The 15905-nt window shown below is 73.6% G+C and carries 14 protein-coding genes and 1 pseudogene; 7 read left to right on the plus strand and 8 right to left on the minus strand.

What is annotated here, in order from left to right:
- The first annotated feature begins 194 nt into the window (after positions 1 to 194).
- A complete protein-coding gene (locus ABD296_RS02125) occupies positions 195 to 2495 on the plus strand; it encodes a hypothetical protein (protein ID WP_344260743.1) in 2301 nt (766 codons plus the stop codon).
- Positions 2496 to 2940: 445 nt separating this feature from the next.
- Here ABD296_RS02125 and mptB read toward each other — a convergent pair.
- From mptB to ABD296_RS02140, 3 genes and pseudogenes are all read right to left on the minus strand, one after another.
- Positions 2941 to 3801, minus strand: a pseudogene (gene mptB, locus ABD296_RS02130) (polyprenol phosphomannose-dependent alpha 1,6 mannosyltransferase MptB); the annotation flags it as partial.
- Positions 3802 to 3926: 125 nt separating this feature from the next.
- Positions 3927 to 4694 carry a glycosyltransferase family 2 protein gene (locus ABD296_RS02135; RefSeq protein WP_344260992.1) on the minus strand — a complete coding sequence of 256 codons (768 nt, stop codon included), beginning with the start codon at positions 4692 to 4694 and terminating at the stop codon, positions 3927 to 3929.
- A gap of 235 nt (positions 4695 to 4929) precedes the next feature.
- Positions 4930 to 5262: an STAS domain-containing protein gene (locus ABD296_RS02140; protein ID WP_285913503.1), complete on the minus strand. Its 333-nt coding sequence runs from the start codon at positions 5260 to 5262 to the stop codon at positions 4930 to 4932.
- A 254-nt stretch (positions 5263 to 5516) separates the two neighbouring features.
- Here ABD296_RS02140 and ABD296_RS02145 point away from each other — a divergent pair, with 254 nt between their 5' ends.
- Positions 5517 to 5885, plus strand: coding sequence for a hypothetical protein (locus tag ABD296_RS02145; RefSeq protein ID WP_344260748.1), 369 nt, complete (start codon positions 5517 to 5519; stop codon positions 5883 to 5885).
- Here the strand turns inward: ABD296_RS02145 and ABD296_RS02150 are convergent, their stop codons facing one another.
- On the minus strand, positions 5886 to 7001 hold the full coding sequence (locus ABD296_RS02150; RefSeq protein WP_344260750.1) for a sensor histidine kinase: 1116 nt from the start codon (positions 6999 to 7001) through the stop codon (positions 5886 to 5888). It abuts the gene before it with no gap.
- Positions 6998 to 7744 carry a response regulator transcription factor gene (locus ABD296_RS02155; RefSeq protein WP_344260752.1) on the minus strand — a complete coding sequence of 249 codons (747 nt, stop codon included), beginning with the start codon at positions 7742 to 7744 and terminating at the stop codon, positions 6998 to 7000. Before ABD296_RS02155 ends, ABD296_RS02150 begins: the two co-directional genes overlap by 4 nt.
- Before the next feature lie 161 nt (positions 7745 to 7905).
- Here ABD296_RS02155 and ABD296_RS02160 point away from each other — a divergent pair, with 161 nt between their 5' ends.
- The 3 genes from ABD296_RS02160 to ABD296_RS02170 all read left to right on the plus strand — a co-directional run bounded on the left by ABD296_RS02160 (position 7906) and on the right by ABD296_RS02170 (position 10592).
- Positions 7906 to 8739 (plus strand): hypothetical protein, encoded by an 834-nt coding sequence (locus ABD296_RS02160; RefSeq protein WP_344260755.1) that lies wholly within the window; start codon positions 7906 to 7908, stop codon positions 8737 to 8739.
- A gap of 42 nt (positions 8740 to 8781) precedes the next feature.
- Positions 8782 to 8955: a hypothetical protein gene (locus tag ABD296_RS02165; RefSeq protein WP_344260758.1), complete on the plus strand. Its 174-nt coding sequence runs from the start codon at positions 8782 to 8784 to the stop codon at positions 8953 to 8955.
- A gap of 80 nt (positions 8956 to 9035) precedes the next feature.
- Positions 9036 to 10592 (plus strand): long-chain-fatty-acid--CoA ligase, encoded by a 1557-nt coding sequence (locus ABD296_RS02170; RefSeq protein ID WP_344260761.1) that lies wholly within the window; start codon positions 9036 to 9038, stop codon positions 10590 to 10592.
- Here ABD296_RS02170 and ABD296_RS02175 read toward each other — a convergent pair.
- Together ABD296_RS02175 and tuf are read right to left on the minus strand one after the other, a co-directional pair.
- Positions 10589 to 11491 carry an endonuclease/exonuclease/phosphatase family protein gene (locus tag ABD296_RS02175; protein ID WP_344260764.1) on the minus strand — a complete coding sequence of 301 codons (903 nt, stop codon included), beginning with the start codon at positions 11489 to 11491 and terminating at the stop codon, positions 10589 to 10591. The two genes, ABD296_RS02170 and ABD296_RS02175, sit on opposite strands and share 4 nt — an antisense overlap.
- A gap of 213 nt (positions 11492 to 11704) precedes the next feature.
- A complete protein-coding gene (tuf, locus tag ABD296_RS02180) occupies positions 11705 to 12889 on the minus strand; it encodes an elongation factor Tu (RefSeq protein WP_344260766.1) in 1185 nt (394 codons plus the stop codon).
- Between the two features lie 383 nt (positions 12890 to 13272).
- Between tuf and ABD296_RS02185 the strand changes: the two genes are divergently transcribed.
- Positions 13273 to 14151 (plus strand): haloalkane dehalogenase, encoded by an 879-nt coding sequence (locus ABD296_RS02185; RefSeq protein WP_344260768.1) that lies wholly within the window; start codon positions 13273 to 13275, stop codon positions 14149 to 14151.
- A 10-nt stretch (positions 14152 to 14161) separates the two neighbouring features.
- Here ABD296_RS02185 and ABD296_RS02190 read toward each other — a convergent pair whose 3' ends face one another.
- Positions 14162 to 15178 (minus strand): sigma-70 family RNA polymerase sigma factor, encoded by a 1017-nt coding sequence (locus ABD296_RS02190; protein ID WP_344260770.1) that lies wholly within the window; start codon positions 15176 to 15178, stop codon positions 14162 to 14164.
- A gap of 137 nt (positions 15179 to 15315) precedes the next feature.
- Here ABD296_RS02190 and ABD296_RS02195 point away from each other — a divergent pair, with 137 nt between their 5' ends.
- The gene (locus ABD296_RS02195) at positions 15316 to 15897 is read left to right on the plus strand and encodes a dihydrofolate reductase family protein (RefSeq protein ID WP_344260772.1); all 582 of its coding nucleotides are present in this window, start codon (positions 15316 to 15318) and stop codon (positions 15895 to 15897) included.
- Positions 15898 to 15905 lie beyond the last annotated feature (8 nt).

Consider the following 15905-nt stretch of genomic DNA (forward strand, 5'->3'; position numbering starts at 1 on the left):
ACATCCTGGTGTGATCGGGCCCACCGGGCCCGGCCCGATCGGGCGGCCCCCGCCCGAAGGATATGCACCCGGCGCGCCCCCCCCCCGCCCGGCGCGCGGGGGGCGTCCGGGACGGTCCGGGAACGGTCCGGCCGCGAACCGGGGCCGTCCGGACGCCCGGCGGGCGGGGGTGAAGCTCTTGTAACCTGAGCGCCATGACACAGCGGGGGGCGAATGTCGGGATTTTCGTCGCCGCCGTCGTGGCTCTGCTGACCGCCGTGCTCATCCCGTCGGCCGCGAGCGCGGCGACGGCGCCCGCCGCGACCCCGTCCGCCGCCACCGTGTCCACCACCGCGATCAACGGCCGGGTCGTGGTCATCGGGGTTCCGGGCCTGATGTGGAGCGACGTCAGCGCCGAGGCGACCCCCGCCCTGTGGAAACTGACCCGCGAGGGCTCCGCCGGCGGCCTCAGCGTCCGGACGACGCGCACCAGCACCTGCCCCACCGACGGCTGGCTGACGCTGTCGGCGGGCCAGCGGTCGCGCCTCGCGCACGGCGACTGCGCGCTGCCGCCGACCCCGATCCTGCCGGGCCAGCCCTCCCCCACGGGCCCGCCGCCCGCCGGCGGCGCGATCGCGCCCGGCTGGCCGGCGATCAAGAGCGACAACGCGGGAACCGGCTACCACGCGCAGACCGGGCTGCTCGGCGACGCGGTGCACGCGGCCGGCGGCTGCACCCTCGCCGTCGGGCCCGGCGCGGTGTTCGGCGCCGGCGACGGCGGCGGCCGGGTCGACCACTACATCCCGTCCACCGACCGGGCGACGCCCGCCGACTGGGCCCGCTGCCAGCTCGCCGCCGTCGATGTCGACGACGTGTTCCGCGCCTACATCAACGCGGGCGTGGACCCGCACGGCGACCAGGTACCGGTCTCCGACCACAAGCGCGCCGCCGCCGCGTCCGCCGCGGACCGCCGCGTCGCGCAGGTGCTGAAGGGGATCCCGGCCGGGACGACCATCCTGGTCGCGGGCCTGTCCGACACCGGCGTCAACCCGCACCTGCGCGTGGCGATCGCGAAGGGCGCCGGCTACGGCCCCGGTTTCCTGACCTCCAGCGCCACTCGCCAGGACGGCTTGGCCACGCTGACCGACCTGACGTCCACGGCGCTGAAGCAGCTGGGGCTCAAGGAGCCGCGGCAGGCCGTCGGGTCGGCGTGGAAGGCCGAGCACTCCGGCGACTCCACGGCGAAGCGCGTCGAGGCGCTGGAGGACGAGGACGTCGCCGCGCAGGCGATCCGGGCCGTCCAGACCTCCTTCTACTGGGTGCTTTTCGCGACGCAGCTCGTCCTGTACGGGATCGCGGCGCTGGCCCTGCGGCGGCTCGGCAACGACCCGCGCTCGCGGTCCCGGATCCTCGGCGGCACGCGGGTGATCGCGCTGCTCGGCGGGGCGGCGCCGGGCGCGTCGTTCTTGGCCGGGCTGATGCCGTGGTGGCGGGCATCGCACCCGACCCCGGTGCTGATCTGCACGGTGCTCGGCTTCGCGGGGCTGATGACGGGCGTGGCGCTGGCCGGCCCGTGGCGCCGGTCGAGTTTCCTGCCCGGCCTGGTGATCACCGCGGTCACCGCGGCCGTCCTCGCGCTGGACGTGATGACGGGCTCGTCACTGCAGCTCAACACGCTGATGGGGTACACGGCGCTGGTCGCCGGGCGCTTCTACGGGTTCGGCAACCAGGCGTTCTCGCTGTTCGCGGTGGCCGCGATCCTGACGGCGGCGTGGCTCTGCGAGTTCCCGCTGCGCCGGCACCGCGCGGAGCCGGACCCCGGCGGCCTCGCCGGCGCGTCCCGCCGCGCGAAGAGCACCGCGGTGGCGCTCGTCGCGGCGATCGGGCTGCTCACCGTCGCGGTGGACGGGCTCCCCGCGTGGGGCAGCGACTTCGGCGGCGTCATCGCGATCACCCCCGCCTTCGCGATGCTCGGCATGATGATCACCGGCAAGCGGGTGTCGCCGGTGAAGCTCGGCGCGTTCTGCGTGGCCGGGGTCGCGCTGGTGCTCGCGATCTCCTGGTGGAACTCGCGCAGCGCCAACCCGACCCACATGGGCCGGTTCTGGCAGGACCTGATGGACGGCAACGCCTGGGACGTCGTCACCCGCAAGTTCAACGCCATGCTGAACAGCCTCGGGTACTGGCCGTTCACGCTGGCGCTGGCCGCCGCGCTGGTGTTCCTGTTCTTCGTGCTGGCGCGCCCGACGCGGTGGCGGGCGGTGTCCCTGCTGCACCGCGCCTACCAGCACAGCTGGACGATGCGCCCGGCGCTGATCTGCGCGCTCGCGGTCGGCATCATCGGGACGCTGGTGAACGACTCGGGCGTGGTGATCCTGTCGGTGGCCTTCAGCCTGGCGACCCCGCTGATGCTCGCGGCCGGGGTGCGCTCGCTGGAGATCGACCTGGACGAAGGCACTGAACAGCCAAGGCCGCGAGCACCGCGAGAAGCGTCCACGGAATCACCGTCGGCCTGACCACGGTGAACAGCCACGACAGGTCGTGCGGCATCCCGATGCGCTGGGGCGCGCGTGCGGGAAGGTAGGCGAGGCTGAGCGCGGCGGTGTGGGCCAGCAGGATCCAGTCGATGCGCGACCAGGGGAGCAGCGCCAGCAGCGCCCAGCCGAACCCGTCGTACCAGGGCAGCACGTAGGGCGCGGCGAGCAGCCAGGCCAGCACGAGCGCGGTGGCCATCCGCCGGTTGGCGGCCTGCCCCGGGCGTCCCGGCAGCGTCCCGTCCCTGGACAGGTCGTCCTTGGGGAGACCGCGCGCCAGCAGCAGGAACAGGACGAACCCGAGCACCAGCGAGCCCGACTTGATCACGTCGCGCTGCGAGCCGCGTCCGAGCATCCGATCGAGGAGGTGCCAGGGGGTGGCGAACGAGACCATGTTGCTCGCCTCCCGCACCTGGTCGAGGGCGTGCGGGCCGGCCAGCGCGTATGCGGTCGCGGCGGTCGCGGCGGCGCCGCCGAACAGCGCGACGAGCCCGCCGACCGCCTGCCACCTGCGTCCGCTCCACACCTCCCGGAGCAGCGCCCACGCCGGGCCGCCGCCGACCAGCGCCGCGGGCAGCTTGATCGCCGCGCCCGCGCCGGTGAGGACGCCCGCCGCCAGCGACCGCCCCCACAGCCGCCACCGCCCGCCGGAGGCGTAGGAGTCGAACACCGTCAGCGCCGCGACCATCGGCGCGATCGCCAAGACGTCGTTGTGCGCGCCCGAGATCAGGTGGAAGAGCAGCAGCGGGTTGCACGTCCACAGCAGCGCGGTCCGCAGCCGGCGTTCCTCGTCGCGGGACGTCCGGTAGAGCAGCACCGCGGTCACGGCGAACGCCAGGACGTTGAACACCGACAGCACGAACACCGTCAGCCGCACCGAGCCGCCGCCGATCCACGACGCGACCGCCTGCTCCCCCGTCGCGATCGGCCCGTACACCGACGGCGTCGACCGCCACTCCTCGGGCGCCCCGGCGACCGGGTCCTTCGGCAGGTCCACCGCCCGCGTCTCGTACGGGTCGTGGCCCGTCGCCGCCATCCGCCCGTACGAGGCGTAGTTCAGATGGTCGGTCGACCCGACCGGCGGCATGAACATGAACCCGACCGCCGCCAGCAGGCCCGCCACCACCAGCGGGAACGCCCGCACCCGCCAGCCGCGCCGGACGGCGCGGAAGCACAGCGCGAGGCCCGCGGTCCCCGCGAGGACGCCCGCCACGACGAGCCCGAGCACCGCGTACGGCGAGGGATGCACGTCCAGCGAGTACGGCGGCTCCCCGAACCGCGCGTCCATCGCGGGCTGGAAGGCCGAGGGGCCGAGCAGCGCGGTGGCGAGGAAGCAGCAGAGGGAGGCCGCGATCGCCCACAGCCCGACGGCCCCCGGCCCGGTGGTGCCCGGCCGCGCGGGACCGGGGCGCGTCACTTGCGGCGGCCGCGCAGGCGGGCGAGCCGCTCGGCCACGACGGGCTCCCGCACGGCCAGCGCCCTGGCCACGTCGCGGAACTGCCGGCCGCGGTGCACTTGAGCGTGCCAGTCGGTCCCGGTCGCGCGGTGCGCGAGCGGCACCTCCACCTCCGTGACCCGGAAGCCCTTGCGCAGCAGGTCGATCGTGAGCGCGGTCTCGACGCCGAACCCGGCGGCGAGGGGGAGCGCGGCGTCGAACGCGGCGCGGGTCAGGCAGCGCTGCCCGTTCAGCGGCTGGGTGGCCTCCCAGCCGGTGGCGCGGCGGATCCCGTCGCGGGACAGCCGGACGACGAACCCGTGCCCGCCGAGCTTCACCGTCGAGGAGAACGCCGCGATCGTCATGTCGGCCTCGCCGGCCCGCACCGGGGCGACGAGCGGCGCCGCCTCGCGCGCGGTCTCGGCGAGGTCGGCGTCCAGGAACAGCAGGTGGCGGGGCTGGTCGCGGCCCTCGTCCAGCAGCCGGACGGCCTCCGCGCCGGTCTCCATCGCGGCGCCCTTGCCCCGGTTGCGGCTGTGCCGCACGACCCGGGCGCCCGCCTGCGCGGCCACCCGCCCGGTGCCGTCGGACGAGCCGTCGTCCACGACCATGACCAGGTCGGCGCCGGGAAGCTCCTGCGCGGCCTTGACGGTGGCCGCGATGCGGTCGGCCTCGTCCTTGGCCGGGACGATCACCGCCACGCCGTGGAGGTCCGCACCGCCGGTGCCGGCACCGGCCCCGGGCATTTCCGCGCCGTGCAAATCCGCATCCTGCATATCGGCGATCGTAGTCGGCGCGCGGGCATGCCGCCGTGAACAACCGGGGTTGCCGCGAAGACGGGACGGCGTACGGGACGGGGCCCGCGGGGCTCGCGCGCCCGCGGGCCGGGTCGGCGGTACCGGGACCGCCGGAGGCGATGGGCCGCCCGGCGGGCCGGTGCCGATGGTCCGGTGTCGGTTCGGATGCGGTCGTGCCGCGCGGTCAGTCCAGGGCGGGCGCCGCGTCGTCGGTCACGGTGAACACGGTGTCGAGCCCGGTGACCTGCAGGATCCGCTTGACGGCGGGGCGCGGTGCGGCCAGCTCCAGCGAGCCGCCCTGCTCCTTCATCCGCTTCATGGCCGCCAGCAGCACGTTCATGCCGGTCGAGTCGCAGAACTCGACGCCGGCCAGGTCGACCACGATGCGGTCGATCTGGCCGCGCAGCAGGCCCGCGAGGGCCGCCTGCAGCCGGGGCGCGGTGTACAGGTCCAGCTCGCCGGTCGCCGTAACGACGGCGTGACCTCCCTGAGACGCGGTCGAGACATTTAGCTCCACGTCCGGCACACTATCTCGACTACGGCCCGCGAGCCAGACGGTTCGGGAACTCGCGTGTGGCGCGGGCGTGTCCGTGGCGCGCGCGACCCGGAACGGCCCATACGCTTTGAGAACTACGCGCTGTGATGACCCGCTTTCATCCTCGGGCGGGCCCGGAGCCCCCTCTCCGGCAACTCCCCCGTTCCCCACGCGCGGACGTCCCGAGTAGGGAAGGCTGGCCCCGTGCAACAGCGGCATTGGGGGGTGCGCGGCACGTGAAGGCCGACCGAACGACCGACCCGCGGCACACGCGGCTCCGCGAGCGCCTGGAGACGATCCGGGCCCGCTCGGCGAAGTCCACGCCGTGGCGGACGTCCACGCAGTACCTCGCGCGGCTGGTGAACCGGGACGGCTACGTCCCGGTCAGGACCCGGCTGGCCCGCGAGGACCTCGCCTTCCTCGCCGGCGCCCGGGACGAGGTCCTCGCGCTCGCCGAACTGGGCGTCCGGATCCTCGACCTGCACCGCCCGCAGGAGGCCGGCGGCATCACCAGCGACCCCGACAGCCCCATCCGCCGCTGCCGCGCCTGCATGTGGCGCTGGCCCTGCCCCACCTTCCGCGCCCTCGACGAGTCCCTCGACTGATCAGGCGGTCAGGGGAAGGCGGACCTCGAAGCGGCAGCCGGGGCCGGCGTTCGCGACGCCGATCTCGCCGGCGTGGGCCTCGACGATGCCGCGCGCGATCGCGAGGCCGAGCCCCGCGCCGCCGCCCGGCGTGCGGGCCGCCTCGCCGCGGAACGCGACGTCGAACACGCGCGGCAGGTCGGCCTCCGGGATGCCGCCGCAGGCGTCGGCCACCGTCACCCGGGCCTCGCCGCCGGCCACCTCGCCGGTGATCTCGATGGCGCCGTCGCCCGGGGTGTGCCGGATCGCGTTCACCACCAGGTTGCGCAGCGCCCGCCCCAGCTCGCCGGCGTCCACGTGGACCGGCAGGCCCGCGCGGACGTCCCCGCGGATCTGCACGCCCTTGGCCTGCGCGAGCGCCTCCGCGCCCGCGACCGCCTCGGCGACCAGTTCGGCGAGGCCGACGCGCTCGCGCGACAGCCGCAGCGCGCCCGCGTGGATGCGGGACAGCTCGAACAGGTCGTCCACCATCTCGGCGAGCCGCTCGACCTCCACGCGGATGCGCCCGTGGTAGCGCCGGACGGTGCCGGCGTCGGCGACGACGCCGTCCTCCAGCGCCTCCGCCATCGCGCGCAGCCCCGCCAGCGGGGTGCGCAGGTCGTGGCTGACCCACGCGACCAGCTCGCGGCGGCTCGCCTCGAGCGCCTGCTCGCGCTCGTGGGCGGCGGCGAGCCGGTCGTAGGCGGCCTCCAGCTCCCGCGACAGCTCGGCCAGCTCGGCCGGCAGGTGCGCGGTCGGCGGGTGGAACCGGTCCGCGCGGACGGCGTCCACCAGCACCCGGTTCGCGGCCACGAGCCGCCGCCCGAGCAGCACCGAGACCAGCGTGCCGACCAGCCCGGCGGACGTCACGACCGCCAGCACGACCGACCGGTCATGCTGGTTGATCAGCATCAGGAACGAGATCACCAGGATGCCGGAGACCGTCGCCAGGACGGTGGCCGCCGCCACGACGACCAGCTGGATCGCCACCGAGCGGGAGCGCAGCAGGCGCAGCAGGCCGAGCGCGACCGCGGCGACCAGCAGCGCGGCGAGCGCCGCGTAGAAGACGACCAGGAGCAGATCCGGGAACGGGATCACCGGTCTCCCTCCCCGACCTCGGCTCCGGCCCCGACCTCGGCCCCGGCCTCCGGCTCGTAGCGGTAGCCGACGCCCCACACCGTGACGATCCGGCGCGGCGCGGTCGGGTCGTCCTCGATCTTCTCGCGCAGCCGCCGGACGTGCACGGTGACCGTCGAGGAGTCGCCGAACGACCAGTCCCAGACGCGTTCGAGCAGCTCGTCGCGGGTGAACGCGCGGCGCGGGTGGCGCATCAGGAACGCCAGCAGATCGAACTCGCGGGAGGTGAGCGCGAGCGCCGCGCCGCGCAGCCCCGCCTCGTGCGCGCCGACGTCGACGACCAGGTCCCCGTCGCGCAGCGGGCCCGCCGGGACGGCCGGGACCACCGCCCCGCGCGCCCGCCGCAGCACCGACCGCACCCGCAGCGCCAGCTCGCGCGGGCTGAACGGCTTGGTCACGTAGTCGTCCGCGCCGGTCTCCAGGCCGACGAGCCGGTCGGTCTCGGCGCCGAGCGCGGTGAGCATGACGATCGGGACGGCCGAGGTCTCGCGGAGCCGCCGGCACACCTCCAGGCCGTCCATGCCGGGCAGCATCAGGTCGAGGACGACCAGGTCCGGCGGGCGGTCCAGGGCCCGGCGCAGCGCGGCGGGGCCGTCGGCGACGCACTCCACCTCGTGCCCGTCGCGGGCCAGGTACCGGGCGACGACCTCGGCGACGGTCGGGTCGTCGTCGACCACCAGCACCCGGCCGGCTTGGTTCACCATCCGCTCACCATCGCGGTTCGCATGCGCGCAGGGACATCACCCTCTCCACGCTACGGGCGCCGGCGACGGTTCCACTCCACCCGTCACCACTCCGTAAGGAACTGATCAGGGATGGGAAGGTTCGGACTGCGCCGATGACCGATGCCCGCTTTAATGGGCGAATGTCCCAGTCTCGTCCCGCGACGTCCACGGGCGGCGCGATCGCCATGGTGCTGGTCGGCGGCGCCGTCGCCACCGGGGTCGTCATCGCCGCGTCCGCGTTCGCCAGCTATCCGTCCCCGGAGATGCTGCATTTCCGCAGCTCGACCGGGTTCTTCCTGTTCGTGTGCGTGCTCGGCGGGCTCGTCACCGCGCTCGGGCTCATGCTGTGCCGGCCGCGCGGGCCCGTCCCGCCGATCCTCGCGGCGGTCTCCGCGCTCGTGGTGATGGAGGTCGGCAAGCGGATCGGCGCCCTGCTGGCCCTGATGATCGGCCTGGAGCGGGTCCCGGACGGCATGGTCAGCGCGATCATGAAGCCGCGCTTCGACAAGTACTTCGCCTACGAGCTGCTGGCCGTGGTGATCGCGGGCGGGCTCGGCGCGCTGCGGGTGTCGATGTCCGGCGGGTTCGGGGCGGCGCAGCAGCGGCAGCCCGGGTGGACCGGGCCGCAGCCGCAGCCGGGGGCCGGGTTCGGTCAGCCGCCCATGGGGCAGCCCGCCCAGCCCTTCGGGGCGCCGCCCGCGCAGCCGTACGGCGCGCCCGGCGGCCAGCCGATGCAGCCTCCGCCGCCGTCGGGGCAGCCGTTCAACGCACCGCCCCCGCCCGGCAGCCAGCCTCCGCCGCCCTCCGGCCGGCCCTTCAACGCGCCGCCGCCGCCCGGCGGGGGGGGGGGGGCCCCCCGGGACGCCGGCCGCCCCACCCCCGGCCCCCTGAGACGACCCCGGGCGGTCCCCTGGCGGGACTCAGGGTCGGCCTCCGCCGAACGTCCAGAGGTAGCGGGTTCCGCTTCGTACTGAAGGGTGATGCCCTGCCCGCCATGACCGAATACGGTGAGGGACATGGGTAAGACAATCCTGACCATTGTCGGCGTCGTCCTCGCGATCTGGCTGCTGATGACCGTGATCGGCGCGATCATCTCGATGCTGAAGTTCTTCTTCTTCATCGGGTTCGTCGCCGTCATCGTCGTCCTCGCGGTGACCCTCGTTTCCAAGATGGCCCGCAGCAACCGGTAGCGCGTCCCCCCTTGCCGGGGCTTCGCCGATGACCGCATGATGCCGGGACAACCAGGCGGTCATCGGCGAAAGGACCTACCGTGCCGGGTCTGACTGACATCCTTCGCGAGCGGGCGCTCGCGCAGCCCGACCGGGTCGCCTACGTCGCGGGCGACGCACGGCTCACCTACCGCGAGTTCGACCGGCGCGCCGACCGGGCCGCCGCCGCGCTGGCCGCCGCCGGGATCGGCCGCGGCGACCGCGTCGCGATCCTGGACAAGAACTCGCCGGAGTACGCCGAGCAGCTGTTCGGCGCGGCGCGGATCGGCGCCGTCCAGGTGCCCGTGAACTACCGGCTCGCGCCTGACGAGGTCGCCTACATCGTCAACAACGCGCAGGCGAAGGTGTTCATCGTCGGGCCCGAGTTCGTCCCGGTGCTGGACGCGATCACCGGGAAGCTCGAGCACACCACGCACACCGTGGTCATCGGCGCGGACGGAAGCTCCCACCTCGACTACGCCGCCTGGATGGACGCGGCCGACGCCGAGCCGCCCGCCTACGAGGGCGCCACGTCCGACGTGTTCGTGCAGCTCTACTCGTCGGGCACCACGGGCCTGCCCAAGGGCGTGATGCTCACCCACGACAACTTCCTCGCCGCGCTCGAGGTGACCAACGACGCGTGGGACGTCGACGACACGACCGTCCTGATGGTCGCGATGCCGATGTACCACGTCGCGGGCAACGTGCTGACGGTCTCGGTCGTCTACAACGGCATCACGGGCGTGATCAGCCGGGAGCCCGACCCGACCGAGATCGCGCAGGCCATCGAGCGGCATCGCGTCACGCACATCTTCCTCGTCCCGGTCCTGCTGCAGTTCATGCCGCTGATCCCCGAGGTGACGGCCTGCGACCTGTCCAGCCTCAAGCTGATGCTGTACGGGGCGTCGCCGATCAGCGAGGAGGTGCTGCGCGGCGCGATGGCGATGCTGCCGGGTGCCGAGTTCATGCAGGTGTACGGGCTGACGGAGGTCACCGGCGCGATCACGATGCTGCCCGCCGAGGACCACGACCCGGACGGCCCGAACGCCCGCCGGCTGCGCAGCGCGGGGCTGCCCAACTCCGGCTGCGAGCTGCGGATCGCCGACCCGGCGACGGGCGAGGACCTGCCGCCCGGGCGGGTCGGCGAGATCGTCTGCCGGACGGCGCAGAACATGAAGGGCTACTGGGGGATGGCGGAGGCGACCGCCTCGGCGCTGTCCGAAGACAACTGGTTCCGCACGGGCGACGCGGGCTACCTCGACGAGGACGGCTACCTCTACATCCACGACCGGGTCAAGGACATGATCATCTCAGGCGGGGAGAACATCTACCCCGCGGAGGTCGAGAACGTGCTGATGGGGCACCCCGCCGTCACCGACTGCGCCGTCATCGGCGTGCCCGACGCGCGGTGGGGCGAGACGCCGAAGGCCCTGGTCGTGCTGTCCGAGGACGTCCCCGAGCAGCAGATCGTCGACCACTGCCGCGAGCGCCTCGCCCACTTCAAGTGCCCGACGTCGGTGGAGCGCCGCGACGCGATCCCGCGCAACCCCACGGGCAAGATCCTCAAGCGCCAGCTCCGCGCCCCCTACTGGCAGGACCGCGACCGCGGCGTCCACTAGCTGAAGTGGATCACCGCCGAGACGGGCCGGTGGTCGGAGGACTTGCCGACGGCGGCGGGGACGCTGCAGGAGACGGTGGCCGACTTGGTCAGGAACAGGTAGTCGTCCTTCTCCACGGCGGCGCCCCGCCAGTCCTGGAGGGTCTTCGCGCCGGTGCGCGAGGACCCCGACTGGTCGCACTCGGCATAGGCGCGGTACAGCGGGTCGAGCGCCGCGTTCTCGGGCGGTTCGGCGAGGTCGCCGCCGGCCACGACGCGGGCGCCGGTCCCGGCGAGGGCCGCGTAGGCGCGCCCCTGCTTGCGGCGCCATTCGCCCTGCGGGTCCTCGGCGGACGAGCTGAACTGCGTGACGCACAGGCGCGTGCTCCACGCCGTGGCCTCGCCGCACAGCGCGACGCGCGGGCGCGCGGCCGGGGAGGGCAGCTTCGTCCGCTGCGCGCCGGCCAGCGGCGTCGCCGCGCCGAGCGCGACGCCGAGCCGTCCCTGCCCCCCGGCGCAGGACGGGCCGCTGGGGTACGCGGCGAACTCCCAGCTCCACTTGGCGAACCAGGACGCCCGCTTCAGCGCCTGCACCTGCCCCGAGCAGATCTCCTGGAGGAACGCGGCGTTCGTGCGGACCCTGCGTCCGCCGACCTCGGTGGAGTGCAGCTGGTCGGCGACCCGTTTGGCGAGCTCGGCGGGCCGTCCGCCGAGCGGGCAGCCGGGGTCGGCGGCGCCGCAGACGTTCCAGGTCAGCGCCTTGACGGTGGCCTTCGGGGGCGGTTTGCGGACGGCGCCGTCGGCGTGCGCCGGTCCGCCGCCGGGCAGGCCGTCGATGTCGGCGCCGAGGCCCGCGGCGATGACGACGGCCGCGGCTCCGCAGACCGAGAGCAGGGGAATCAGAGCGCGGGGGGCTCGCACACGTTCTCCATCAGGGGCATACCAGCGGGGATGATGGGGGAAATCCCACCACATCGCGATCTTGTCCGCCAGCGGTTCGCGACCGTCCGGTCACTCCACTCGGGAGAATTTCGGTCCGTCCGAAGCCCAACGCCCCACAAGAGACGATAAGTCGACAAAATACGGGATCCGGCGGGCCGTCACCGACCCACCGGACCCGCTGCGCCCGGCGGCCTAGCCGAGCAGCTCGACGACGGTGCCCGCGCCGACCGTCCGGCCGCCCTCCCGGATCGCGAACCCGAGCCCCTCGCTCATCGCGACGGGCCGGCCGAGCTCGACGGCCATCTCGACGGAGTCACCGGGCATCGCCATGCCGCCCTCGCCGCCGAGGTCCACGCCGCCGACCACGTCCGTCGTCCGGAAGTGGAACTGCGGCCGGTACCCGTGGAAGAACGGCCCGCTCCGGCCGCCCTCCGCCGCCGTCAGCACCCGGACCCGCGCCCGGAACCGGGTGTGCGGGCGGATCGCGCCCGGCGCCGCGACCACCTGGCCGCGCCGCACCTGGTCGCGCCGCACGCCGCGGAGCAGCATCGCGGTGTTGTCGCCCGCCTCGGCGTGGTCCATCGACTGGCCGAACGTCTCCAGCCCGGTCGCGACCGTGCCGAACGACTCGCCGAGCCCGACGACCTCCACCGCGTCCCCGATCCGGACGGAGCCCTGCGCCACCACCCCGGTCACGACGGTGCCGCGCCCGGTGATGGTGAGCACGCCCTCCACCGGCATGAGGAACGGCTTGTCGAGCACCCGGTCCGGCACCGGCACGTACGCGTCGATCGCGTCGAGCAGGTCGCCGATCCGGGCCGTCCAGTACGGGTCGCCCTCCAGCGCCTTCAGCCCGGACACCCGGACCACCGGCACCTCGTCGCCGGGGAACCCGTACTCGCTCAGCAGCTCGCGCACCTCCAGCTCGACGAGGTCGAGCAGCTCGGTGTCCTCCACCATGTCGGACTTGTTCAGCGCGACCACGATGTGCCGGACGCCGACCTGGTGCGCCAGGACGATGTGCTCCCGCGTCTGCGGCATCGCGCCGTCCTGCGCCGACACGACCAGCACCGCGCCGTCCACCTGCGCCGCCCCCGTGATCATGTTCTTCACGAAGTCGGCGTGGCCGGGCATGTCGATGTGGGCGTAATGCCTGGTCGCGGTGGAGTACTGGACGTGCGCGATGTTGATGGTGATGCCGCGGTCGCGCTCCTCGGGGGCGCGGTCGATGCCCTCGAACGGCACGGCGGACGCCAGCCCGCGCTCGGCCAGCACCTTGGTGATCGCCGCGGTGAGGGTCGTCTTGCCGTGGTCGACGTGCCCCATCGTGCCGATGTTCAGGTGCGGCTTGTCCCGCTCGTACAGCTTCTTCGCCATGATCTCTTCGTCCTCACGATGATCCGAACGTGAGAACCCGCGCGGCGCGCACCCCTGCGGATGCCGCCGCGCTCGTCTGGACCACCCCCCTCCGCTGGTTCTCCGGAGGCGGGACGGAGAGGGGTCAGCGTCGGACGCCGTCGCCGGCGGGCGCCGCTGCTGCTGCCGCTGCCGTGGGGAAGGCAGCCGGCACCGCGCTCAGCAGGCGGTCGCCTGCGAGCGTCCGGGTGCCGGCCGCGAAGAACATGTCCCGCACACTACGGAGCGCTTTGGGGGAAGTCGATCGATTTTCCGAGCCCTCGCGAGGGGTTGCGTTGGTGGAACCAACGATGTAATTTCATTGGTGGCGCCAACGTTGGTGTCGCCAATGAGCGGAGGGTCCCATGCCGACGATCGATGTGCTCGACTCGACGATGTACTACGAGGAGACCGGGGACGGCGCGCCCGTCGTGTTCCTGCACGGGAACCCCGGCTCGTCGCGGCTGTGGCGGCGGGTGCTGCCCGCGATGGGCGGGGACGGGCGGCTGCTCGCCCCCGACCTCATCGGCATGGGCCGCTCGGGCAAGCCGGACGTGCCGTACCGGTTCGACGACCACGCCCGCTACCTGGACGCCTGGTTCGACGCGCTGGGCCTGGACGAGGTCGTGTTGGTCGGCCACGACTGGGGCGGCGCGCTGGCGTTCGACTGGGCGGCCCGCCATCCGGGACGGGTGCGCGGCGTCGCGTTCTTCGAGACGATCGTCAGGCCCGTGACCTGGGACGAGATGGGCGAGGCGCCGCGCGCCCGCGCCGAGGCCATGCGCGGGGCCGAGGGCGAGAAGCTGGTACTCGAAACGAACTTCTTCGTGGAGACCGCGTTCACCGGCGGCGTCCTCACGCCGCTCGACGAGGACGAACTCCGGCCGTACCTGGAGCCGTACCCCACGCCGGAGAGCCGCCGCCCGATCCTCCAGTGGGCGCGTTCGATGCCGATCAACGGAGAGCCCGCCGACGTGCACGCGCGGGTCACTCGGTACGGCGAGTGGCTGGCCGCCAGCCACGACGTCCCCAAGCTGCTGATCACCTTCGACACCTCGCCCACGCTGGGGATCACCCCGGCGATGGCCGAGTGGTGCGCGGAGCACGTCGCGAACCTGGAGATCGAGCACGGCGGCCCGTCCGGTCACCACGCCCCCGAGGACCGTCCGGACACCATCGCCGCCTCGGTCACCGCCTGGGCGGAGCGCCATGCTCTTCTCGAACCCCACGCCGCGGTGAGGTGATGCGCTCCCGCTACCGGCTCGGGAGCGAGCGCGGTAGCCCGAACCAGGGGAGCACGCTGTTCTCGAAGCGGGTCATGGCACTGATCCGGTCGCCGGCCAGGGTGAGGACGAACAGGCCGGTTCCGTGGCGGACGCCGTTGCTGCCGCGCAGGTAGACCCCGAACGCCGGCTGGCCGTTGGCCCGCGCCGGCACGAGGTCGAACCTCCGGCCCGCACCGAACATGCCGGCGCAGAAGCGGACCACGACGTCCCGGCCCTCGTACTCGAAGGGCAGCGGCGGCATGGACACGAAGACGTCGTCGGTGAGCAGGGCGACCAGCGCGTCGATGTCAGCGGTCTCCCAGGCGCGGACGAAGTGCGCCACGAGGGTGTTCTCGGCGGGCGAGCCGGCGGCGGGGGGCGGTTCGGGGGCGGTGAGCGCCGGCCGCGACCGCCGCAGGCCGGTGCGCGCCCGCTTGAGGGCGCTCTTCACCGATTCGACGGTCGTGTCCAGCATGGCGGCGACCTCGTTCGCCGGGAACCCGAGGACGTCGCGCAGGATGAGGACGGCGAGCTGGCGGGGCGGCAGGGCCTGGAGCGCGGTGACGAAGGCCAGCGAGACGGACTCGGTCCGCTCGTAGCGGGCCTCCGGGCCGAGCGGCCCGGGCTGCGCGCCTTCGAGGAGCGCGTCGGGGAACGGCTCCAACCACGCGATCTCGCCGAGCCGGGTCGGTTCGGGCGGTTCGATGCCCGGGATGTCCCATGCCTTGGCCGGGCGCCGAGCCGCCGAGCGGAGCGTGCTGAAGCACCGGTTGGTGGCGATCCGGTAGAGCCAGGTCCGGATGGAGGCGCGGCCGTCGAACCCGCCGAGGCCCCGCCAGGCGTCCAGCAGGGTCTCCTGGAGGGCGTCCTCGGCGTCCTGGAACGAGCCGAGCATCCGGTAGCAGTGCACGTGCAGCTCGCGGCGGTGCGGTTCGGTCAGCGCCCGGAACGCTTCGCCGTCCCCGGCCCGCGCCCTTGAGATCAGGTCGGCTCTCACCAGCTCCACTGTCGCCACCTCTCTCCGAGTTCCCATCCTGTACGGACGCCGGCCGGGGCAGAAAGGGGGCGGTCGCCGGCCGCCCCCTTTCCCGTCGCCGTGGCGTCTGGATCGGTGTCAGGCACGACAGCGACGGGAGAAGCGCCATGGGAAAGATCGTTGTCAGCGAGAACGTCTCGCTCGACGGAGTCATCGAGATCGCGGCCGAGGACGACGGCTCCAGGTTCGGCAGCTGGTTCGACTGGATGGGGGACGAGGACCGCAAGGCGTGGGCCGAGGTCGAGTTCGAGGAGGCGATGAGCGCCGAGGCCCTGCTCATGGGCCGGCTGAGCTACGAGTGGTTCCTCGCGCGCGGCTGGCAGTCCCGGACCGGCGCGTGGGCGGACAGGCTGCGGAGCCTGCCCAAGTACGTCATGTCCTCGACCCTCAAGGACCTCGGCTGGGAGAACTCGACGGTCCTGAAGGGCGACCTGGCGGACGAGGTCTCGGCGCTGAAGCGGGAGGTGGACGGGGACATCGTCGTCTACGCCAGCAGCGGGCTCGTGCAGGCGCTGCTGGAGCACGACCTCGTCGACGAGCTGCGGCTGATCGTCTACCCGTTCGTGCTCGGCGGCGGCCGGCGCCTCTTCGGCGGGACGAGCGCCAAGAAGCCGATGCGGCTGGTCGAGACCCGCACGGTCGGGGACGGTCTCCCCTTCCTCGTCTACCGGTCCGTGCGAGTGCCGTAGGCACCGGC

The organism is Actinomadura napierensis (assembly GCF_039529375.1).
Taxonomy (GTDB): domain Bacteria; phylum Actinomycetota; class Actinomycetes; order Streptosporangiales; family Streptosporangiaceae; genus Spirillospora; species Spirillospora napierensis.